18 protein-coding genes are annotated in these 17778 nt (G+C 49.4%); 4 read left to right on the plus strand and 14 right to left on the minus strand.

Annotated features, from left to right (window positions below):
- Window positions 1-302 precede the first annotated feature (302 nt).
- The 6 genes from rep to HMPREF2696_RS11895 all read right to left on the minus strand — a co-directional run bounded on the left by rep (window position 303) and on the right by HMPREF2696_RS11895 (window position 6428).
- Window positions 303-2303: a DNA helicase Rep gene (gene rep / locus HMPREF2696_RS10800; protein WP_070588476.1), complete on the minus strand. Its 2001-nt coding sequence runs from the start codon at window positions 2301-2303 to the stop codon at window positions 303-305.
- Window positions 2304-2393: 90 nt separating this feature from the next.
- Window positions 2394-3329, minus strand: coding sequence for a dihydroorotate oxidase (locus HMPREF2696_RS10805; RefSeq protein ID WP_070588477.1), 936 nt, complete (start codon window positions 3327-3329; stop codon window positions 2394-2396).
- A 227-nt stretch (window positions 3330-3556) separates the two neighbouring features.
- Window positions 3557-4738, minus strand: a complete 1182-nt coding sequence (locus HMPREF2696_RS10810; RefSeq protein WP_070504572.1) for an aspartate aminotransferase family protein — start codon at window positions 4736-4738, stop codon at window positions 3557-3559.
- A gap of 112 nt (window positions 4739-4850) precedes the next feature.
- Window positions 4851-5795, minus strand: coding sequence for a class I SAM-dependent methyltransferase (locus tag HMPREF2696_RS10815; protein ID WP_004520340.1), 945 nt, complete (start codon window positions 5793-5795; stop codon window positions 4851-4853).
- 15 nt (window positions 5796-5810) lie between these two features.
- Window positions 5811-6203, minus strand: coding sequence for a hypothetical protein (locus tag HMPREF2696_RS10820; RefSeq protein ID WP_004520341.1), 393 nt, complete (start codon window positions 6201-6203; stop codon window positions 5811-5813).
- Between the two features lie 21 nt (window positions 6204-6224).
- Window positions 6225-6428, minus strand: coding sequence for a hypothetical protein (locus HMPREF2696_RS11895; protein ID WP_004520342.1), 204 nt, complete (start codon window positions 6426-6428; stop codon window positions 6225-6227).
- 115 nt (window positions 6429-6543) lie between these two features.
- On the opposite strand from HMPREF2696_RS11895, the gene HMPREF2696_RS10825 reads away from it, so the two are divergent.
- Window positions 6544-7953, plus strand: a complete 1410-nt coding sequence (locus HMPREF2696_RS10825) for a DEAD/DEAH box helicase (protein WP_004520343.1) — start codon at window positions 6544-6546, stop codon at window positions 7951-7953.
- A 128-nt stretch (window positions 7954-8081) separates the two neighbouring features.
- Here HMPREF2696_RS10825 and leuB read toward each other — a convergent pair whose 3' ends face one another.
- The 8 genes from leuB to leuC all read right to left on the minus strand — a co-directional run bounded on the left by leuB (window position 8082) and on the right by leuC (window position 14369).
- On the minus strand, window positions 8082-9152 hold the full coding sequence (leuB, locus tag HMPREF2696_RS10830; RefSeq protein WP_004520344.1) for a 3-isopropylmalate dehydrogenase: 1071 nt from the start codon (window positions 9150-9152) through the stop codon (window positions 8082-8084).
- 66 nt (window positions 9153-9218) lie between these two features.
- A complete protein-coding gene (locus HMPREF2696_RS10835) occupies window positions 9219-10082 on the minus strand; it encodes a DUF1444 family protein (RefSeq protein WP_070588479.1) in 864 nt (287 codons plus the stop codon).
- Window positions 10083-10120: 38 nt separating this feature from the next.
- Window positions 10121-10582: a NanQ anomerase/TabA/YiaL family protein gene (locus tag HMPREF2696_RS10840; RefSeq protein WP_049335225.1), complete on the minus strand. Its 462-nt coding sequence runs from the start codon at window positions 10580-10582 to the stop codon at window positions 10121-10123.
- A gap of 97 nt (window positions 10583-10679) precedes the next feature.
- A complete protein-coding gene (locus HMPREF2696_RS10845; RefSeq protein WP_049335224.1) occupies window positions 10680-11348 on the minus strand; it encodes a DUF2625 domain-containing protein in 669 nt (222 codons plus the stop codon).
- A gap of 68 nt (window positions 11349-11416) precedes the next feature.
- Window positions 11417-12058: a 3-isopropylmalate dehydratase small subunit gene (leuD, locus tag HMPREF2696_RS10850; RefSeq protein WP_063067850.1), complete on the minus strand. Its 642-nt coding sequence runs from the start codon at window positions 12056-12058 to the stop codon at window positions 11417-11419.
- A gap of 48 nt (window positions 12059-12106) precedes the next feature.
- Entirely contained in the window at window positions 12107-12472 is a 366-nt protein-coding gene (locus tag HMPREF2696_RS10855) for a VOC family protein (RefSeq protein WP_049335221.1), read from the minus strand.
- A gap of 103 nt (window positions 12473-12575) precedes the next feature.
- The gene (locus HMPREF2696_RS10860; protein WP_049335219.1) at window positions 12576-12830 is read right to left on the minus strand and encodes a hypothetical protein; all 255 of its coding nucleotides are present in this window, start codon (window positions 12828-12830) and stop codon (window positions 12576-12578) included.
- A 129-nt stretch (window positions 12831-12959) separates the two neighbouring features.
- Complete coding sequence (leuC, locus tag HMPREF2696_RS10865) at window positions 12960-14369, minus strand: 3-isopropylmalate dehydratase large subunit (protein ID WP_049335217.1); 1410 nt, start codon at window positions 14367-14369, stop codon at window positions 12960-12962.
- A 264-nt stretch (window positions 14370-14633) separates the two neighbouring features.
- Here leuC and gshA point away from each other — a divergent pair, with 264 nt between their 5' ends.
- From gshA to HMPREF2696_RS10880, 3 genes are all read left to right on the plus strand, one after another.
- Window positions 14634-15992, plus strand: a complete 1359-nt coding sequence (gene gshA, locus HMPREF2696_RS10870; protein ID WP_004520351.1) for a glutamate--cysteine ligase — start codon at window positions 14634-14636, stop codon at window positions 15990-15992.
- Between the two features lie 108 nt (window positions 15993-16100).
- Complete coding sequence (gene corA, locus HMPREF2696_RS10875; RefSeq protein ID WP_004520352.1) at window positions 16101-17171, plus strand: magnesium/cobalt transporter CorA; 1071 nt, start codon at window positions 16101-16103, stop codon at window positions 17169-17171.
- Between the two features lie 114 nt (window positions 17172-17285).
- On the plus strand, window positions 17286-17768 hold the full coding sequence (locus HMPREF2696_RS10880) for an acyl-CoA thioesterase (RefSeq protein ID WP_003686444.1): 483 nt from the start codon (window positions 17286-17288) through the stop codon (window positions 17766-17768).
- Window positions 17769-17778: the final 10 nt, after the last annotated feature.

Genomic DNA, 17778 nt, shown 5'->3' on the forward strand with positions numbered 1-17778 from the left:
CAGCTCACAAAATGCAGTTGGGGAATCCGTTATTATACCTGAAAAATGCGATTTTGCTTGTGAATTTATACTTGAAATGTTGACAATTTTTACTTGTAAATTGAAGGAGAATGGGAGCAATCGTGTCGCTTGATTTTTTATTTTGTACCTGATTATTCGATTATTTTTGTTTATTTTTGAAGAATCGAGAGAAGTGGGGACGGATAGGCGTAAAGGTATAAAGTAAAAATTATTTAATTGTTGTCTTTGACATTTTGCTGACAATAAGGCCGTCTGAAAGATTGCTTTCAGACGGCCTTGCTTTATCCCTTTCTTTTGTTTCCCAGCATATCCAGCAAACCAGCCAGATTGCTTTTTCCTTCTTCCTTGCTCACAATCGGCTCGCCGCCTTTGCGGCCTAAAATCTTGATGTCTTCCTGCGGCATTTCGTCTATGAAGCGGCTCGGCTCGGGGAATTGCCATGTGCCTTGCTTTTTGCGTTTGAGGCAGTGGGTCAGCGTAAGTTGGCGTTTGGCGCGGGTAATGCCGACGTACATCAGACGGCGTTCTTCCTCGACGTTGTCTTCTTCTATGCTGTCATTGTGCGGCAAGATGCCTTCTTCGCAACCGACAAGGAAAACGTAGGGGTATTCCAAGCCTTTGGAAGCGTGCAGGGTCGAAAGTTTAACGGCATCGACTTCTTCTTCGCTTTTGCCCTCCAAAAGCGTCATCAGGGCGATGGTTTGGGCAAGCTCGATGATGTTTTTGCCGTCTTGCTCGCCTTTGCGTTCCAGCCAGCCGGTCAGGTCGGTAACGTTGCGCCATTTGATTTCGCCTGCTTTGCCTTCTTCGTTGGCCAACAGGTGGTTTTCGTAGTCGATTTCTTTCAGCAGGTTATGGATAAGCTCGCCTGCTTCGCTGGTTTCGGCTTTGGCGCGGTAGCTTTCAATCATATCCATGAAGGCTTGCAGGTGTTGGCGGTTGGTATTGTTCAACAGGGCAAGCGCTTCTTCGGTTTGCGCGGCTTCATACAGGCTGCATTCGTGTTCGTGCGCGTAGGTGTTGAGCTTGCCCAGCGTTACGTCGCCGATGCCGCGTTTGGGCGTGGTGACGGCGCGCAAGAAGGCAGGATCGTCGTTGGGGTTGGCAAGCAGGCGCAAATAGGACAAAACGTCTTTGATTTCGGCTTTGTCGAAAAAACTCTGCCCGCCGGAGAGTTGGTAGGGAACGCGCGCGCTGCGCAAGGCTTCTTCAAAAATCCGCGCCTGATGGTTGCCGCGGTATAACACGGCGAAATCGGCGTATTGGGTTTTGTCGCCGCCGACCAGCTTCTGCTTGACGATTTGGCTGACAACCCAGTCGGCTTCGTGCTGCTCGCTTTGACAGGCAACGACTTTGACGATTTCGCCTTCGCCAAACTGCGACCAAAGTTTTTTGGTAAAGAGTTTGGGGTTGTTTTCGATGACTTTGTTGGCGATTTTGAGAATCCGCGCAGTGGAGCGGTAGTTTTGCTCCAGTTTGATGACCTTCATCTGCGGATAGTCTTCCTGCATTTTGCGCAGGTTTTCCATGTTCGCGCCGCGCCATGCGTAGATGGACTGGTCGTCATCGCCGACGGCGGTAAACATCCCTTCCGCGCCGGTCAAGAGCTTCATCAGGGTGAATTGGCAGGTGTTGGTGTCTTGGCATTCATCAACCAGCAGATAACGCAGCCGCCGCTGCCATTTGTTGCGCACTTCGCTGTTTTGCTGCAACAGCACGGCGGGCAGGCGGATTAAGTCGTCGAAGTCCACCGCCTGATAGCTTTGCAGGGTTTCCTGATAACTGGCATAGACACGCGCTGTTTGCTGTTCCCACACATTAGAGGCCGTCTGAACTACCTCTTCAGGCGTTTTTAAATCGTTTTTCCAAAGGGAAATCTGGTGCTGCGCTTTGAATAAGGCTTCTTTTCCTGTACCGCCCAAAAGTTCGCCGATGATTTTCGCGCTGTCGGTAGAGTCGAGGATGGAAAAGTTTTTTTTGTAACCGATTTGGTTCGCCTCTTCGCGCAAAATCTTCATGCCCAAAGAGTGGAAGGTGCAAATCGTCAGCCCGCGCATTTGCGATTTGGGCAGCATTTTGGCAACGCGTTCCTGCATTTCCGTAGCGGCTTTATTGGTGAAGGTAATCGCGGCAACGGTATGCGGCAGATAGCCGATATTGACAATCAAATGCTTGATTTTTTGCGTAATCACGCCGGTTTTACCGCTGCCTGCGCCGGCAAGGACGAGCAGGGGGCCGCCAAGATATTGGACTGCGGCTTGCTGTTGGGGGTTGAGTTTCATTGAAGGGGAAGACGGGTAATGTGGGGAGCAATTATACAACAAGGCCGTCTGAAATTTTCAGACGGCCTTGGGCGTTTTTTAGAGTAACCCCTATGAAAAATATTTTAATTTGCCTTTGAAGTCTTCCAGTTTTTCGTAGCCTTTTTGCGCCATGATGGCTTTTAATTCAAGGGAAATCCGTTCGAAAATGCCCACGCCTTGCTGGTGTAGCGCCGTGCCGATCTGCACCATGCTTGCGCCGCACAAGATGTGTTCAAACGCATCACGGCCGCTATAAACGCCGCCTGTTCCGATGACTTGGATAGACGGATCCAGTCTTTGATAGAACGCATGGACATTGGCAAGTGCGGTCGGTTTGATGTATTGGCCACCTATGCCGCCGAAGCCGTTTTTCGGGCGGATAACAACGGATTCGTCCTCGATATACATGCCGTTGCCGATGGAGTTGACACAGTTGACAAATTTTAAGGGATGGCGGTTGAACACTTCCGCCGCTTGATCGAAATGGACGATATCGAAATATGGCGGCAGTTTGACGCCTAAAGGTTTATCGAAGTAGCTGAAGGCTTCGCTCAAAATCCGCTCGGTGGTTTCAAAATCATAGGCGATTTGCGGCTTGCCGGGGACGTTTGGGCAGGATAGGTTGAGTTCGGTAATGCCGTTGAATCCGCTGTTTTGCACCTTTTCCAGCAGGATATGTGTTTCGCCGGGCGACAGACCGACCAGTGATAGGAAAAATGTCCGTTCCGGCTGAGACTCTTGAAGGGTAAGCAGGTAATCCAGATAGTAATCAATGCCTTGATTCGGCAAACCCATCGAATTGATGCTGCCGAGAGGCACGTCCCGATAACGCGGTTCGGGGTTGCCTTGACGAGGGGTAAGCGTAGCAGTTTTGGTAATGAAAGTGCCTGCCGAAGACTGTCTGACCGCTTCCAATTCCTCAACAGTCATGCACGACACACCAGCCGCATTCATCAGGCAGTTGTCAAAAGAAAAACCGGCGATTTGTGTTTTCAACGATACCATCTCCTGCTCCTTTTCTTCGTAAAATCAAATTGTTTGACAAGCGTAACACGAAGAAGCGGTACGATTTTTAACAAACATCAAATGACAAAGCATGTAGGCGGATGTTGTTTTCAATATTGAAAAAAGGCCGTCTGAAAAACTCAAACGGTCTTTTAGACGGTCTTCGCTATATGGCATCAATTAGGGAATAAAAGCTGTCGGCTGATTTGGATATTGGGTTTTGAAAATCAGGCCAACCATTCGGCCAAGGCCGCTTCAAAACGTTTCAAGCCTTCGGCCATGTCTTCATCGTTCAGCAGCAGGCTGGGGGCGAAGCGCACGACATTGGCGCCGGCAACCAGTACCATCAGGCCGTGTTTTAAAGCGGCGGCGGTGATTTCAGATGCCTTGCCTGCGTATTTGTCTGCCAACACGCAGCCGAGCAGCAAGCCCATGCCGCGGACTTCTTTAAATACGCCGGTTTTTTCGCCTATTTCACGCAAGGCCGTCTGAAGTTTTTGGCCTTGTTGTTTAACGTGTGCCAATGTTTCGGGCGCATTGATGATGTCAAACGCACGGCTGCCGACCGCACACGCCATCGGATTGCCGCCAAAGGTCGAGCCATGTGTTCCGGGGCCGAAGGTTGGGGCGATTTTATCGGTGGTCAGAATCGCGCCAATCGGGAAGCCGCCACCCAAGGCTTTGGCGGAGCTGATGATGTCGGGTGTGATGCCGTAATACTCGTAGGCAAACAGTTTGCCCGTATGACCCATGCCGGTTTGCACTTCGTCCAAAATCAGCAAGGCGCCGTGTTTGTCGCATAAACGGCGTGCGGCTTGCAGATATTCTTGGGTGGCAGGCAGGATACCGCTTTCACCTTGAATCGGCTCGATAATCACGGCGCAGGTTTTGTCGCTGATGGCTGCTTCCAATGCGGCAACATCATTGAAGGGAACGTGGGTAATGCCGGCCGGAAGCGGCGCGTAGTCTTTGCTGTATTTGGGCTGGCCGCCGACGGATACGGTAAACAGGGTGCGGCCGTGGAAGCTGTTGAGGCAGGAGATGATTTCGGTTTTGTGTTCGCCAAAATGATCGCGGCCGTATTTGCGCGCCAGTTTCAGTGCGGCTTCATTGGCTTCCGCGCCGGAATTGCAGAAAAACACTTTGTCGGCAAAGGTGTTTTCGACCAGTTTTTTGGCCAATTCTTGCGCCGGTTGGGTGGTGTAGATATTAGAAATGTGCCAGAGCTTTTGCGACTGCTCGGCCAAGGCTGCGACCAAATCGGGATGGCAATGGCCTAGCGCGTTCACAGCAATACCGCCTGACAGGTCAATGTATTCTCGTCCTTCGGTATCCCAAACCCGGCTGCCGAGCGCGCGTTCCGGAATCATGGGGGCGAATGAGAAATTGGGCGTCAGGTAGTTTTGCATGTTCTTTTCCTTTTGATATTGTCAACAATTTCTTCAATTATGCGCCTATTGATTGAGAGATTCAATATGGTAATCAGGCCGTCTGAAAACTGGCTTTCAGACGGCCTGATGCTTATTTATGCTTGATTTCCCAGCATTGATGGATTTTTTTGTTGCGGAAATCGTCGGGAACGGACTGCTTGGAAATGTCTTTGACGGTGTATTGTTCCGCGACCGAATCGTCCAACACAAAACTGCGCAGGTTGTTGGAGAAATACAGAATGCCGTCTGAAGCGAGCAGGCTCATTGCGCCGTCAATCAGCTTTTTATGGTCGCGCTGGATGTCGAGGATGTCGAGCATCTTTTTGCTGTTGGAAAAGCTGGGCGGGTCCATGACGATCAGGTCGAACTTTTTGCCTTCGTCTGCGGCATTTTGCAGGTATTGGAACACGTCGGCGCGGACGATTTTGTGTTGCTCAAGGTCGATGCCGTTGAGTTCGAAATTGCGTTTTGCCCACTCCAGATAAGTATTCGATAAATCGACGGTTTCGCTGGATACTGCACCCCCGGTTGCGGCATAGACGGTGAAGCTGCCTGTGTAGGAAAACAGGTTGAGGAAGCGTTTGCCCGCTGCGGTGTCGCCGACCTTTTTGCGCGTATTTCGGTGGTCGAGGAAAAGGCCGGTATCGAGGTATTTGTCGAGGTTGACCCAAAACTTGCGGCCGTTTTCAGTGATGACGAAATCGTCGCCGGTTTTGCCGGTTTTTTCGTATTGCTGCAAGCCTTTTTGACGTTCTCGGCGTTTGAGGTGGATTTGTTCGGGCGCAAAACCGGTCACAAAACCAATAGCTTCCAATACATCGGCAAGCCATGCTTCGTATTCTTCGGGCTGCATCAGCCAGCCGGTATCGTATTCCTGAAGATGGATTTGGTCGCCGTAAACATCGACGGCAAAGGGAAATTGGGGAATATCGCGGTCGTAAATGCGCCAGGCTTCGATATTGTTGCGTTTGGCCCATTTCATAAGATGTTTGATGTTTTTGCCCAAGCGGTTGGCAAAGGGGGTAATGTCGGTCATGGTTTTCAGACGGCCTTATTGGGGAAGTTTCCAGAATTGATCAGTAGGGACGTAGGCGTGGCGGTCAAGCATATAGAGAATTGTATCGTCAGGCGCAACTATGGTGGCACGGTCGGTCTTGCCTTTAAACGGGAACACGATTCGTGCTTCCGAGGCGTTTTTGATGTCGATGCCGTAGCTGGTTCTGCCGCTTTCTAATTTGTATTGGTTTTGAGTGTATTCGTAAACGGTTTCTTTGCCTTTTTCGTCTTTGACAGTAAAGCTTTTTTCGGCAAAGGTGATTTCGGCTTTGCTACCGTCGGACGCAACGGCCTTCCATTCGCCGCGATAACTCTCCGAGCCACTGCACGCGCCAAGCAACAGGGCGGCAGCAAGTGCAGGTAATAAGGCGGTTTTGAAAAACTTCATGTCGGATTCATCCGTGCTGATTCAATAAAACGGCATTATAGCTTGATTTTGCACTCGCAGCCTGTTTTGCTTGACCTGGGCGGTTTTCTCCTTTATTATCCGCCCTTCGCCTTTTGATACGAAGCCATCGTCATCCAACCTAAACCGCCGTTTCGGGCGCGTTTCTTTTATTGCTTGCATATTTGCAAAGCCTTTTCTGTGCAGGTTGTCGTCGATGTTAACCACAAGCAAGATGCTTGCGACAACCCTGTAACTTCACATTTCCCGTATCGTTACTTTCCTTTGCTTCAGGTCGTCTGAAATTGTTCAGGCGTGCGCGTTGTTGTCTCTTAGGATAGATATGTCTATTAAATTTGCCGATTTGAACCTTGATAAAAACATTTTGTCTGCCGTAAGCAGCGAGGGTTATGAAAGCCCGACCCCGATTCAGGCGCAAGCGATTCCGTTTGCTTTGGACGGCCGCGACATTATGGCTTCGGCACAAACCGGTTCAGGCAAAACTGCAGCCTTCCTGCTGCCGACTTTGCAAAAACTGACCAAACGCAGCGAAAAACCGGGCAAAGGTCCGCGCGCTTTGGTATTGACCCCGACCCGCGAACTGGCGGCTCAGGTAGAAAAAAATGCACTGGCGTATGCTAAAAATATGCGTTGGTTCCGTACTGTCAGCATTGTCGGCGGTGCATCTTTCGGCTACCAAACCCGTGCCCTGAGCAAACCGGTTGACCTGATTGTCGCCACTCCGGGCCGTCTGATGGACTTGATGCAGAGCGGTAAAGTTGATTTTGAACGTTTGGAAGTGCTGATTCTGGACGAAGCCGACCGTATGTTGGACATGGGCTTTATCGACGACATCGAAACCATCGTTGAAGCAACGCCGAGCGACCGTCAGACTTTGTTGTTCTCCGCCACTTGGGACGGCGCGGTGGGCAAACTGGCGCGCAAACTGACCAAAGACCCTGAAACCATCGAAGTTGAGCGTGTGGACGATCAAGGCAAAATCGAAGAGCAGCTGTTGTACTGCGACGATATGCGCCATAAAAACCGCCTGCTCGACCACATTTTGCGCGATGCCAATATCGACCAATGCGTGATCTTTACATCCACCAAAGCCATGACCGAAGTCATTGCGGATGAGTTGTACGAAAAAGGTTTTGCCGCCAACTGCCTGCACGGCGATATGCCGCAAGGCTGGCGTAACCGCACGCTGATGGACTTGCGCAAAGGCCGCTGCAAAATTTTGGTTGCCACCGACGTTGCCGCACGCGGTATCGACGTACCAACCATTACCCACGTTATCAACTACGACTTGCCGAAACAGGCTGAAGACTACGTTCACCGTATCGGCCGTACCGGCCGCGCAGGCCGCACCGGTATTGCGATTACTTTTGCCGAAGTGAACGAATACGTCAAAGTACACAAAATTGAAAAATACATCGGCCGTAAATTGCCTGAGCTGACCATCGAAGGCATGGAGCCGACACGCAAACGCAAATCTGCCGGCGCTAAACCGAAAGGCAAAGGCGGCTGGGGCGATCGTAAATCCGGCGGCTGGCGCGGCGATAAGAAACCGGCTAAAGAAGGTTTCGGCGGTAAAGCTCGCGGCGAAGGCCATAAAAAAGACGGTTTCAAGAAAGATGGCTTTAAGAAAGATGGTTTCAAAAAAGCTGATGGTTTCAAAAAAGGCGGCGAAGGCTTTAAAGGCAAGCGTAAGTCTAACGACAGCTTTGGCGGCAAACACAAAAGAGGTTGATTTTTTCAATCTTAAGGCCGTCTGAAAAAGACATAAGGGCGTGTGAAGACACGCCCTTTTTTATGGTTTCAAGTTTTCGCATATAAAAAAGCGCGGGATTGATCCCACTCTTTTTTCAGACGGCCTTCTTACAAAGCAGCCAATACGGCATCGCCCATTTCGGAGCAGGAAACCAGTTTGGTACCTTCTTCGTAAATGTCGCCGGTACGCAAGCCTTGTTGCAGTACTTTTTGTACGGCGTTTTCAACTTGTTGCGCGCGGGCTTCGTCGTTCAGGCTGTAACGCAGCAGCATGGCAAGAGACAATACGGTCGCCAGCGGATTGGCTTTGTTTTGACCGGCAATGTCGGGAGCTGAGCCGTGAGATGGTTCGTACAGGCCTTTGCCGTTTTCGTCCAAAGAAGCAGAAGGCAGCATACCGATGGAACCGGTCAGCATGGAGGCTTCGTCGGAGAGGATGTCGCCGAAGATGTTGCCGGTGGCAATCACGTCAAATTGTTTGGGCGCGCGTACTAACTGCATGGCGGCGTTGTCGACGTACATATGGGAAAGCTCGACATCAGGGTATTCTTTGCCGATTTCTTCAAAGATTTCGCGCCACAGTTCGGTGGTTTCCAAAACGTTGGCTTTGCCTACGGAGCAGACTTTTTTGCTGCGTTTTTGGGCAGATTGGAAGGCAACGTGGGCGATGCGGCGGATTTCGCTTTCGCTGTATTTCATGGTGTTGTAGCCTTCGCGTTCGCCGTTTTCTAAAACACGGATGCCGCGCGGTTCGCCAAAATAAATATCGCCGGTCAGTTCGCGTACGATAAGGATGTCGAGGCCGGCTACGATTTCCGGTTTCAAAGTAGAAGCATTGGCCAGCTCTTTATACAAAATGGCAGGGCGCAAATTAGCAAACAGATTCAAGTCTTTACGAATGGCCAACAAGCCGCGTTCAGGGCGCAGCGGACGGTCGAGATTATCGTATTGAGGAGAACCGACTGCACCAAGCAAGACAGCATCGGCTTTACGGCAAAGGTTTTGCGTGAATTCTGGATAAGGATGGCCGTATTCGTCATAGGCTTCGCCGCCCAAAGGTGCGTATTCGTAGCTGACATCCAAACCTTGTTCGATAAGTTTGTCGAGTACACGGACGGTTTCTGCAACGATTTCAGGGCCGATGCCGTCGCCGCGCAAGATAGCGATATGTTTGGTCATTTCGGGTTTCCTTATGAGAAGGTTTTAGGTAAAGGGCAGGTCGTCTGTTTTTCAGACGGCCTTAAATCAATTTGCTCTGAAAACGCTGATTGTACCATTATGGTACTGGTAAAGCTGGGTAGAAATCGCGTAGGCAGAATCTTCAAATGCCTGCAGGGCAATATTCGCCATCGCCTGCAAAGCCTCTTCATCGGACGGGCTGCAAACGAGCAGGGCGTTGCGTGCCGGGACTGCAAAAACAGGGTTGGCCGGCAGCATAGAATCGTCTTTAAGTACTTCGTCCAAAAGCAAAATCAGGGAAGCATCATAGTCGTTATCCAAATGGATTTGAGCCAATGACCAACCTTCAGCATGATGAATTTGGACATGTCCATTCATCTGTTGGCGCAAATTATCCATGGCGGTACGATACAAGGCGTCTTCATCTTCAATACCGGCCTCTTTCATATGCTCACGATTGAGTGTATGCATGGATTCTTCCGTATCCACCATATAAAGCAACATGATATCGCCGGCAATTGGTTTGTATACCAGGTAATCGGTAGGCTCGTCTTCGTCCGTATTTGTAATCAGTCTGACGTTTTCCAGATAAATTGTATTTTTAATCGTCGGAAGAATTTGTTGTGCTGAAACACTGGCATCAGAGTCCTGAAGCTTATCGATAACCGCTAAATTGGCTGCAACAATAGCTTCCAAGGCCTCGGGATTTTGCAGATAACTTGTGTAATGGTTGCTCAAATATGTGCTGAACGATGCTTCATCGTCTTCGGAAAACTGGACAATGATGGGCGAAGACGCAATATTTTCACCCCAGTCGATTTTCGCCTCAAGATCCAATTCTTCTTGGATGCGACGGGCAAAGTATTCGACAAATTCCTGCCAAGTCATTAATTTAGGTTTGGAGCGGAACAACCTGCTGAAAAAAGACATATTGTGTCCTGAATAAGGGGATAAGGCCGTCTGAAAAATTATAGACGTTCGGTTTCAACACGGATTTTAAAAACGACTTTGCGTATGTTCGGCCTGTCGCCAACCAATGGGGCATGCGCATCATTCGGGAAGAATAGCGTAAATTCACCTGGCTCCAAGGTCAGCCAGGTTTCCGGCTCGCAGTCGAAAAATTCGATATCGCGCTTTTCGTTGTAGCCTAAACCGTTTTTCAGACGGCCTCTGTCTATCCAGCCATATGTTTCGCTGCCATCAATCGGCGTTTGAATATCAATATGTTTTAAGTGCGCTTCAGGCTGGGCTTCTCCCTTAGTCCTCATCGGCTCGCTACCGATAAAAATACGGATATTGGGATTCTCGCATGGTACTTGGCCGTCCGGCAGCTTGGCAAAATTTAGGGTCTGCAACAGATGGAAGGCTTCGGCAAAGTCGGGATGCAAGGCAGCGTAGCGGGTGGCATTGCTTATGGTGTCGGTAATCATGGTGTGGTTAGGTAGAAATTAAACTTCAGGATGTGAAGAATACGTTTTAAGGACGCTTTATTGAGATTATGACAACAAGGCCGTCTGAAAGGGCTTTTTATGGAGTTGTGTTTTGCAGATTCAAAGTGGAAGCATAATGTTCAGCAATAGGAATACGCTTGCGGCTGACTTGGTTTATATCGCTGCCTTCTTCAGCCCATAAAAACGGAAAGAACGTGTAAACGCTGTCGCCATTCAAATCATGGATTTCTTCGCGCCAATTTTCCCAACGCAGGTTTTCGTAAAACAACTGTAAATCGCCGGTCAATGCCCAATTTAAGAAGTCGCCATAACCTTTACCGCAATCTTCCCATTCCAGTGTATCCGGTGGTAGGTAGAAAACATTACCTACTTTGCCATTCAATCCTCCGCCATTAATCGCAAAATAGCCTCCAGCAACATCATCGGCAAACAGATAATAGGGAGCAGGGCCTGCTGGCTCGGATTGTGTACGGTTTAGATTCCAACTTCCCAAACCACGAGGTAGCTTCGCGCTGCTAGAACCAAGTATCCGTAACCAGCCGTCATCGATAAGGATACCGCCGGTTTCATAAACGACAGCACCCATAAACGAACGTATCGTTACTTGGGTTTTGACAAGTTCTTCCTTTGCCTTTTCAAGCGTACGTGGCAGAACTTCAACGCTGTTTACCGCTTCTGTAAGCCACTCTTGAATCAATGGCCACGCAGGGTCTTGGGTTTGGATTAATTCGTCGAATGATCTCATGGTCTATCCCAAAACATTCAGTAAAGGCCGTCTGAAACACTTAAATTTTTCAGACGGCCTTTTGTATGTCAACCGTTAAACAGCCAAGGCTGGCTTTGGCGGCGTTTTTCTTCGAAGGCGTGAATTTCGTCAGCGTGTTGCAGGGTCAGGCCGATTTCGTCCAAGCCGTTTAAGAGGCAGTGTTTGCGGTGTTCGGTAACGTCGAATGTGAATGTTTCGCCGCTAGGGGTGGTCAGGGTTTGCTCGGCAAGGTCGATGGAGAGCTGATAGCCTTCGTTGGCTTCAACTTCTTTGAAAAGCTGGTCAACCTGTTCTTCTGTCAAAACTATAGGCAAAAGGCCGTTTTTGTAGCAGTTGTTGAAGAAGATGTCGGCGAAGCTGGGGGCGATGACGGCGCGGAAGCCGTAGTCGTCCAATGCCCAAGGGGCGTGTTCGCGTGAAGAGCCGCAACCGAAGTTTTTACGCGTCAACAGGATTTGTGCGCCTTGATAGCGTGGCTGGTTCAGGGAGAAATCAGGATTCAACGGGCGTTTGCTGTTGTCCATGCCAGGTTCGCCGTGGTCGAGGTAACGCCATTCATCAAAGGCATTGGGGCCGAAGCCGCTGCGTTTGATGGATTTCAGAAATTGTTTGGGGATGATGGCATCGGTGTCGACGTTGCTGCGGTCGAGCGGGGCAACGATGGCGGTAATTTTGGTAAAGGCTTTCATGTCAGATTCTTATAGTAATAATGGGAAATTATTTTATGGCTATTCGGGTTAGCGTGTGCTGTGCAAACCGATTCGGTTGCCTTCTGTGTCTTCGATAAATGCTGCAAAGCCGTTGGCAATGCGGAATTTCTCTTGTAACAGTTTGCCGCCTGCTTCAACGGCTTTTTCTGCTGTTTCGGCGCAATTCGGGCAATTAAAGAAAATGGTTGTACCGCCGTGGCCGGGCTGGGCATTGCTGTCGTGCCAAATCATGCCGGCCGTACCGTGTTGGGTGTAATCGGCTGGGAAAATGATGAAACGGAATCCGTTGCCGCCAACGTCTTGCAGGGGCTTACCGAATACGGATTCGTAAAAGGCTTTGGCGCGATCCAAATCATGAGCATGAATACCAAACCAGCTTGACGGATTACTCATTGTTTCTTCCTTTGCTTTGAATCGTGAAAATGTCTGAAAAATTAATAATGTATCAGGCCGTCTGAAACGGAGTCAGGAGCTTCAGACGGCCTGATTTACCGAATTATTCGGTAGCGGCTTCGATTTTTTCTCCAACATGGCTCATGCCGCGGCCTACTGCATTGCCGCCTTTTTTAACGGCTTCGCCGGTTTTGTCGGCAACGTGTTCTGCCGTTTCTTTGGTTTTATCGGCTACACGCTCGGCAGTCTCTTTGGTTTTGTCCCAATTGCGGTTGGTATCGTCTTTTGCACCGGACCAAGTGCTGGAACAAGCTGACAGGATGAGGGCTGCGGCAGCTAATGCAAACAGTTTTTTCATACTAGATTCCTTTCAAGTTATCAATGATTAAGAAGGTTTTCGGACGTTTTTCGCAATACAATAGGAAAACTTACTTGAGCAAGGTATTGTTTCAGACGGCCTGATCAATAAAGGCCGTCTGAAAATACTTTAAGCCATAGTGCGGATATCGGTAAAGTAGCCGGTCACTGCGGCTGCGGCTGCCATGGCAGGGCTGACGAGGTGGGTGCGTCCGCCGTTGCCTTGACGGCCTTCAAAGTTACGGTTGGAAGTAGAGGCACAACGTTGTCCCGGGGTCAGGCGGTCGGCATTCATGGCGAGGCACATAGAGCAACCCGGCTCGCGCCATTCAAAACCGGCTTCTATAAACACTTCGTGCAAGCCTTCTTTTTCTGCCTGCTCTTTAACCAAACCGGAGCCGGGGACAATCAATACGCGTTGTACATTGTCCGCTTTTTTGCGGCCTTTGGCGATAGCGGCGGCTTCGCGCAAGTCTTCGATACGGCTGTTGGTGCAAGAACCGATAAAGACGATATCGACAGGGATTTCGTTTAATGGCGTACCGGCTTCCAAACCCATGTATTCAAGGGCGCGTTCCATGCCGCTGCGTTTGACCGGATCGGCTTCTTCGGCAGGATTAGGCACTTTGCCGCTGATGTCTAAAACCATTTCAGGCGAGGTGCCCCAAGTTACTTGAGGCTCGATGTCTTCGGCTTTGAAGTGGTATTCTTTATCAAATACGGCACCTTCGTCAGACACCAGCGTACGCCAGTACTCGACGGCTTTGTCCCACGCTTCGCCTTTAGGTGCGAAAGGTTTGCCTTTTACATAGTCGATGGTGGTTTGGTCGACGGCAACCATGCCTGAGCGCGCACCGGCTTCGATCGCCATATTGCACAAGGTCATGCGGCCTTCCATAGAAAGGCTGCGGATGGCTTCGCCGCCAAACTCGATGGCGTAGCCCGTACCGCCTGCCGTACCGATTTGGCCGATGATGTAAAGTGCCACGTCTTTGGCAGTAACACCGGGTTTCAGACGGCCTTCAACGGAAATCAGCATAGATTTGGATTTTTTTGCGGTAATGCACTGGGTCGCCATGGTGTGTTCGACTTCGGAAGTGCCGATACCGTGCGCCAATGCGCCGAATGCGCCGTGGGTAGAAGTGTGCGAGTCGCCACAAACGACGGTCATGCCGGGCAGGGTAGCGCCTTGCTCCGGGCCCATAACGTGCACGATGCCTTGGCCTTTATCCATAAACGGGAAGTAGGCGAGTGCGCCAAACTCTTTAATGTTTTTGTCCAAAGTATCGACTTGCAGTTTGGAAATCGGATCTTGGATACCTTTGTCCCAGTCGCCGGTCGGGGTGTTGTGGTCGGCTGTGGAGACCACGCTGTCGATACGCCAGAGTTTGCGGCCGGCCATTTTCAAGCCTTCAAATGCTTGCGGGCTGGTTACTTCGTGAACCAGGTGGCGGTCGATGTAAAGCAGGACAGTGCCGTCTTCTTCTTCGCGGACAACGTGGCTGTTCCAAAGTTTATCGTAAAGGGTTTGTGCGCTCATGATGAGTATTCTTTGCTATTGGTAGGTATGAATGATGGTTTGCGTTTATGGGCGGATTTTAGGCTTTTTATAGGGGCTGCGCAATAGAAATTTGTCCAATTTTTAAAATTTGTCGCAAAGTTTCAAAAACGCTTATCAAAAATTGGACAAATTGTAGAATTGTTAACAAAAAGATGCATCTTATCTGAAAGAATGCTTGTCGAAATGCACTAAAAAGTTCTATCATTCTCACTCAACATCCACACTTACCAAGAGGTATAGAGAATGAAATTACCGGTAATGGCTCCTGAGCATCTGACTCAATTACGGGAATTTGAGAAAAAAGTCCTTGCCAATCATGCCAAAATCGAAGCATGGTTCCGTTCGCATTGGAACGAACACCGTCCGCCGTTTTATGGCTCGGTTGACATCCGTAATGCCGGTTACAAAATTTCATCTATCGATATGAACCTGTTTCCGGGCGGCTTCAATAATTTGAATCCCAACTTTATCCCGCTGGCGGCGGTTGCCGCGCAAGATGCGGTACAGCGCGCATGTGAAACGGCAAAATCCGTATTGATTATTCCTGAAAACCACACGCGCAACACATTCTATCTGCAAAACGTTTACGCCCTCAGCGAGATTTTGCGTTCGGCAGGATACGAAGTGCGCTTGGGCAGCTTGAATCCTGAAGTGACTGAGCCAACCGAGTTTGAAACCGCATTAGGCAACAAAATTTTGCTTGAACCTTTATTGCGTACCCGTGAGCGTGTACATCTTGCCGACGGTTTCTCGCCTTGCGTTGTTTTGTTGAACAATGACTTGTCTGCGGGTGTTCCTGAAATCCTTAAAGGTATCAACCAAACCGTTTTGCCTCCATTGCACGGCGGCTGGACGACTCGCCGTAAAACCGAACATTTCGGCGCGTACAACCAAGTTGCTGCCGACTTTGCCAAGTTGATTGATATCGACGAATGGCAAATCAATCCTTATTTTGAAAAAATCAGCGGTTTGGATTTCCAAGAGCGTGAAGGCGAGGATGCGTTGGCAGACGCGGTAGAACGCGTATTGGCGAAAATTCAAGCCAAATACGATGAATTGGGCATTACCGACCAGCCTTTCGTTATTGTGAAAGCCGATGCAGGTACTTATGGCATGGGCGTGATGAGCGTTAAATCTGCGGATGAAGTGCGCGGCTTGAACCGTAAAAACCGCAACAAAATGGCGAAAGTCAAAGAGGGTTTAGAAGTTAGCGAAGTCATTGTCCAAGAAGGTATTTATACCTACGAAACCATGAACGGCGCCGTGTGTGAACCTGTCGTTTATATGATGGACCGTTTCGTTATCGGCGGTTTCTTCCGTGTACACGAAGGCCGTGGTGCAGACGAAAACCTCAACGCCGGCGGCATGGTATTCGTCCCGCTGTCCAACAGCATCCCCACCGGCAGCGGCGACAATTCCCAAGAAGCGCCCGAAGCCTGCAAGCGCGTATTTGAACAATGGGACTCGCTCGGCATGCCACGTTCTGAAAAAGACTGCGACGTCGACAATGAACACAACCGCCTCTACGTTTACGGCGTAATGGCGCGCCTGTCCTTGCTTGCTGCCGCATTGGAATTGGAGAAAACCGCGCCTCAAGCCTAATAAAGCATAAAGCGTTGATCGATATTGTCAGGCCGTCTGAAAATTTGTTTTCAGACGGCCTTTTCTGTCTGTACAATTCATTCTAACTAAAAAACATGATTTATTTTTATGAGCAAACCAGCCAATCCAGTTGAGACAACCGACAATCTGCAAGACCAAACCATGCAGCGCAGCAATACCGACAATGCGCCGCGTTCTGCTATCCATCAAACCTTGTATTCCGCCGATACCTTTGTTCAGCATGATTATCTTGCCGGAAAAAATTTGCCCGATATTGCCCATCCGCAAGAAGGTCAAATCAACTGGCTGCATTTTGTCGGTATTAATGATGTCGTCTTGCTCAAACACGCGCTTGAACCTTATGGTATTCATGAGCTAGTTATTGAAGATATTCTCAGCCGCAAGCAGCGTCCGAAAATCGAAGACTACGGCAACTATGTATTTACTGCCGCACAGGTATACCACTATACCTCTACGGGCAAACTCCATTCTGACCAAGTGTATGTGATTATCGGCAAAGATTTTGTGTTGTCTTTCCAACAAAAACCGTTGGGCTTGTTCAGCCATCTCCGTCGGCAGATGCACGAAAATCCGCACAATATTTTGAACAAAAATACGGCGTTTCTTGCTTATTGCCTGCTTGACCGTATTGTGGACGACTATTTCATTGTTTTGGAGTCATACAACAACCGCGTCGAAGTCATAGACAAGTCCCTGTTTAAAAATGAAAACAGCGATATTCTCAGTAAGATTCACCGCCTCAAGCGAGATGCCGTCCGTCTGCGACGCACGCTTTTACCATTGCGCGATGTGTTCTATCAACTGGCCGTGCGCGGCGATTTTGCCATTTTCAAAGGCGAGTCGACCGTCTATCTGCGCGACGTGTACGACCACAATATGCAACTTATCGAATCGCTTGATGCCTCGCGTGATATGGTGTTGAGCATGATGGACATTTACCTTTCCTTCCAATCCAACCGCATGAACCAGCAAATGCGCGTGTTGACGGTTATCACCATCATCTTTATGCCGCTGACCGTCATCACCGGCATCTACGGCATGAACTTCGACAATATGCCCGAGCTGCATTGGCATTACGGCTACTTCATGGTTTTGGGTATGATGCTGTGCATTATTATCGGACTGCTGATTTTCTTCTCACGTAGAAAATGGCTGTAAACAGGAAGGCAATGGGTTGAAATTCAACGATTAAAAACGGTAGAATGATTTTGCACACGTGCAGTCTGAAGTTTTCAGACAATTTTAAAATAAATATCAAAAGGAGAATAAACGATGAAACCGGAACGCCAACTACCTTCCCATGAACTGATTATGTCCGAACTGATGATGCCTTATACGGCAAACTTCAGCGGAAATGTTCACGGCGGCGATCTTCTGCGCCTGCTCGACCAAGTAGCATATTCCTGCGCCTGCCGTTACAGCGGTACCTATTGCGTTACTCTGTCTGTTGATAAAGTATTGTTTAAAGAGCCTATTCATGTCGGTGAGTTGGTAACCTTTTACGCCAGTATCAACTATACCGGCCGTACTTCTATGGAAGTCGGTATCCGTGTGGAGGCGCAAAACATCCACACAGGCGAAGTGCGTCATACCAACAGCTGCTACTTCACCATGGTTGCCGTTGAAGACGGTAAGCCGGTTCCTGTACCACCTTTGGAAATCAATACACAGCGCCAACGCTGCCGTTATGAAAGGGCTAAAAAGCGTAAAGAGTTGAGTTTGCAGGCTGCGAACGAAGATTCTGGCTGCAACTAAATTAAATTTA

Source organism: Neisseria sp. HMSC058F07 (assembly GCF_001810035.1).
Taxonomy (GTDB): Bacteria; Pseudomonadota; Gammaproteobacteria; order Burkholderiales; family Neisseriaceae; genus Neisseria; species Neisseria perflava.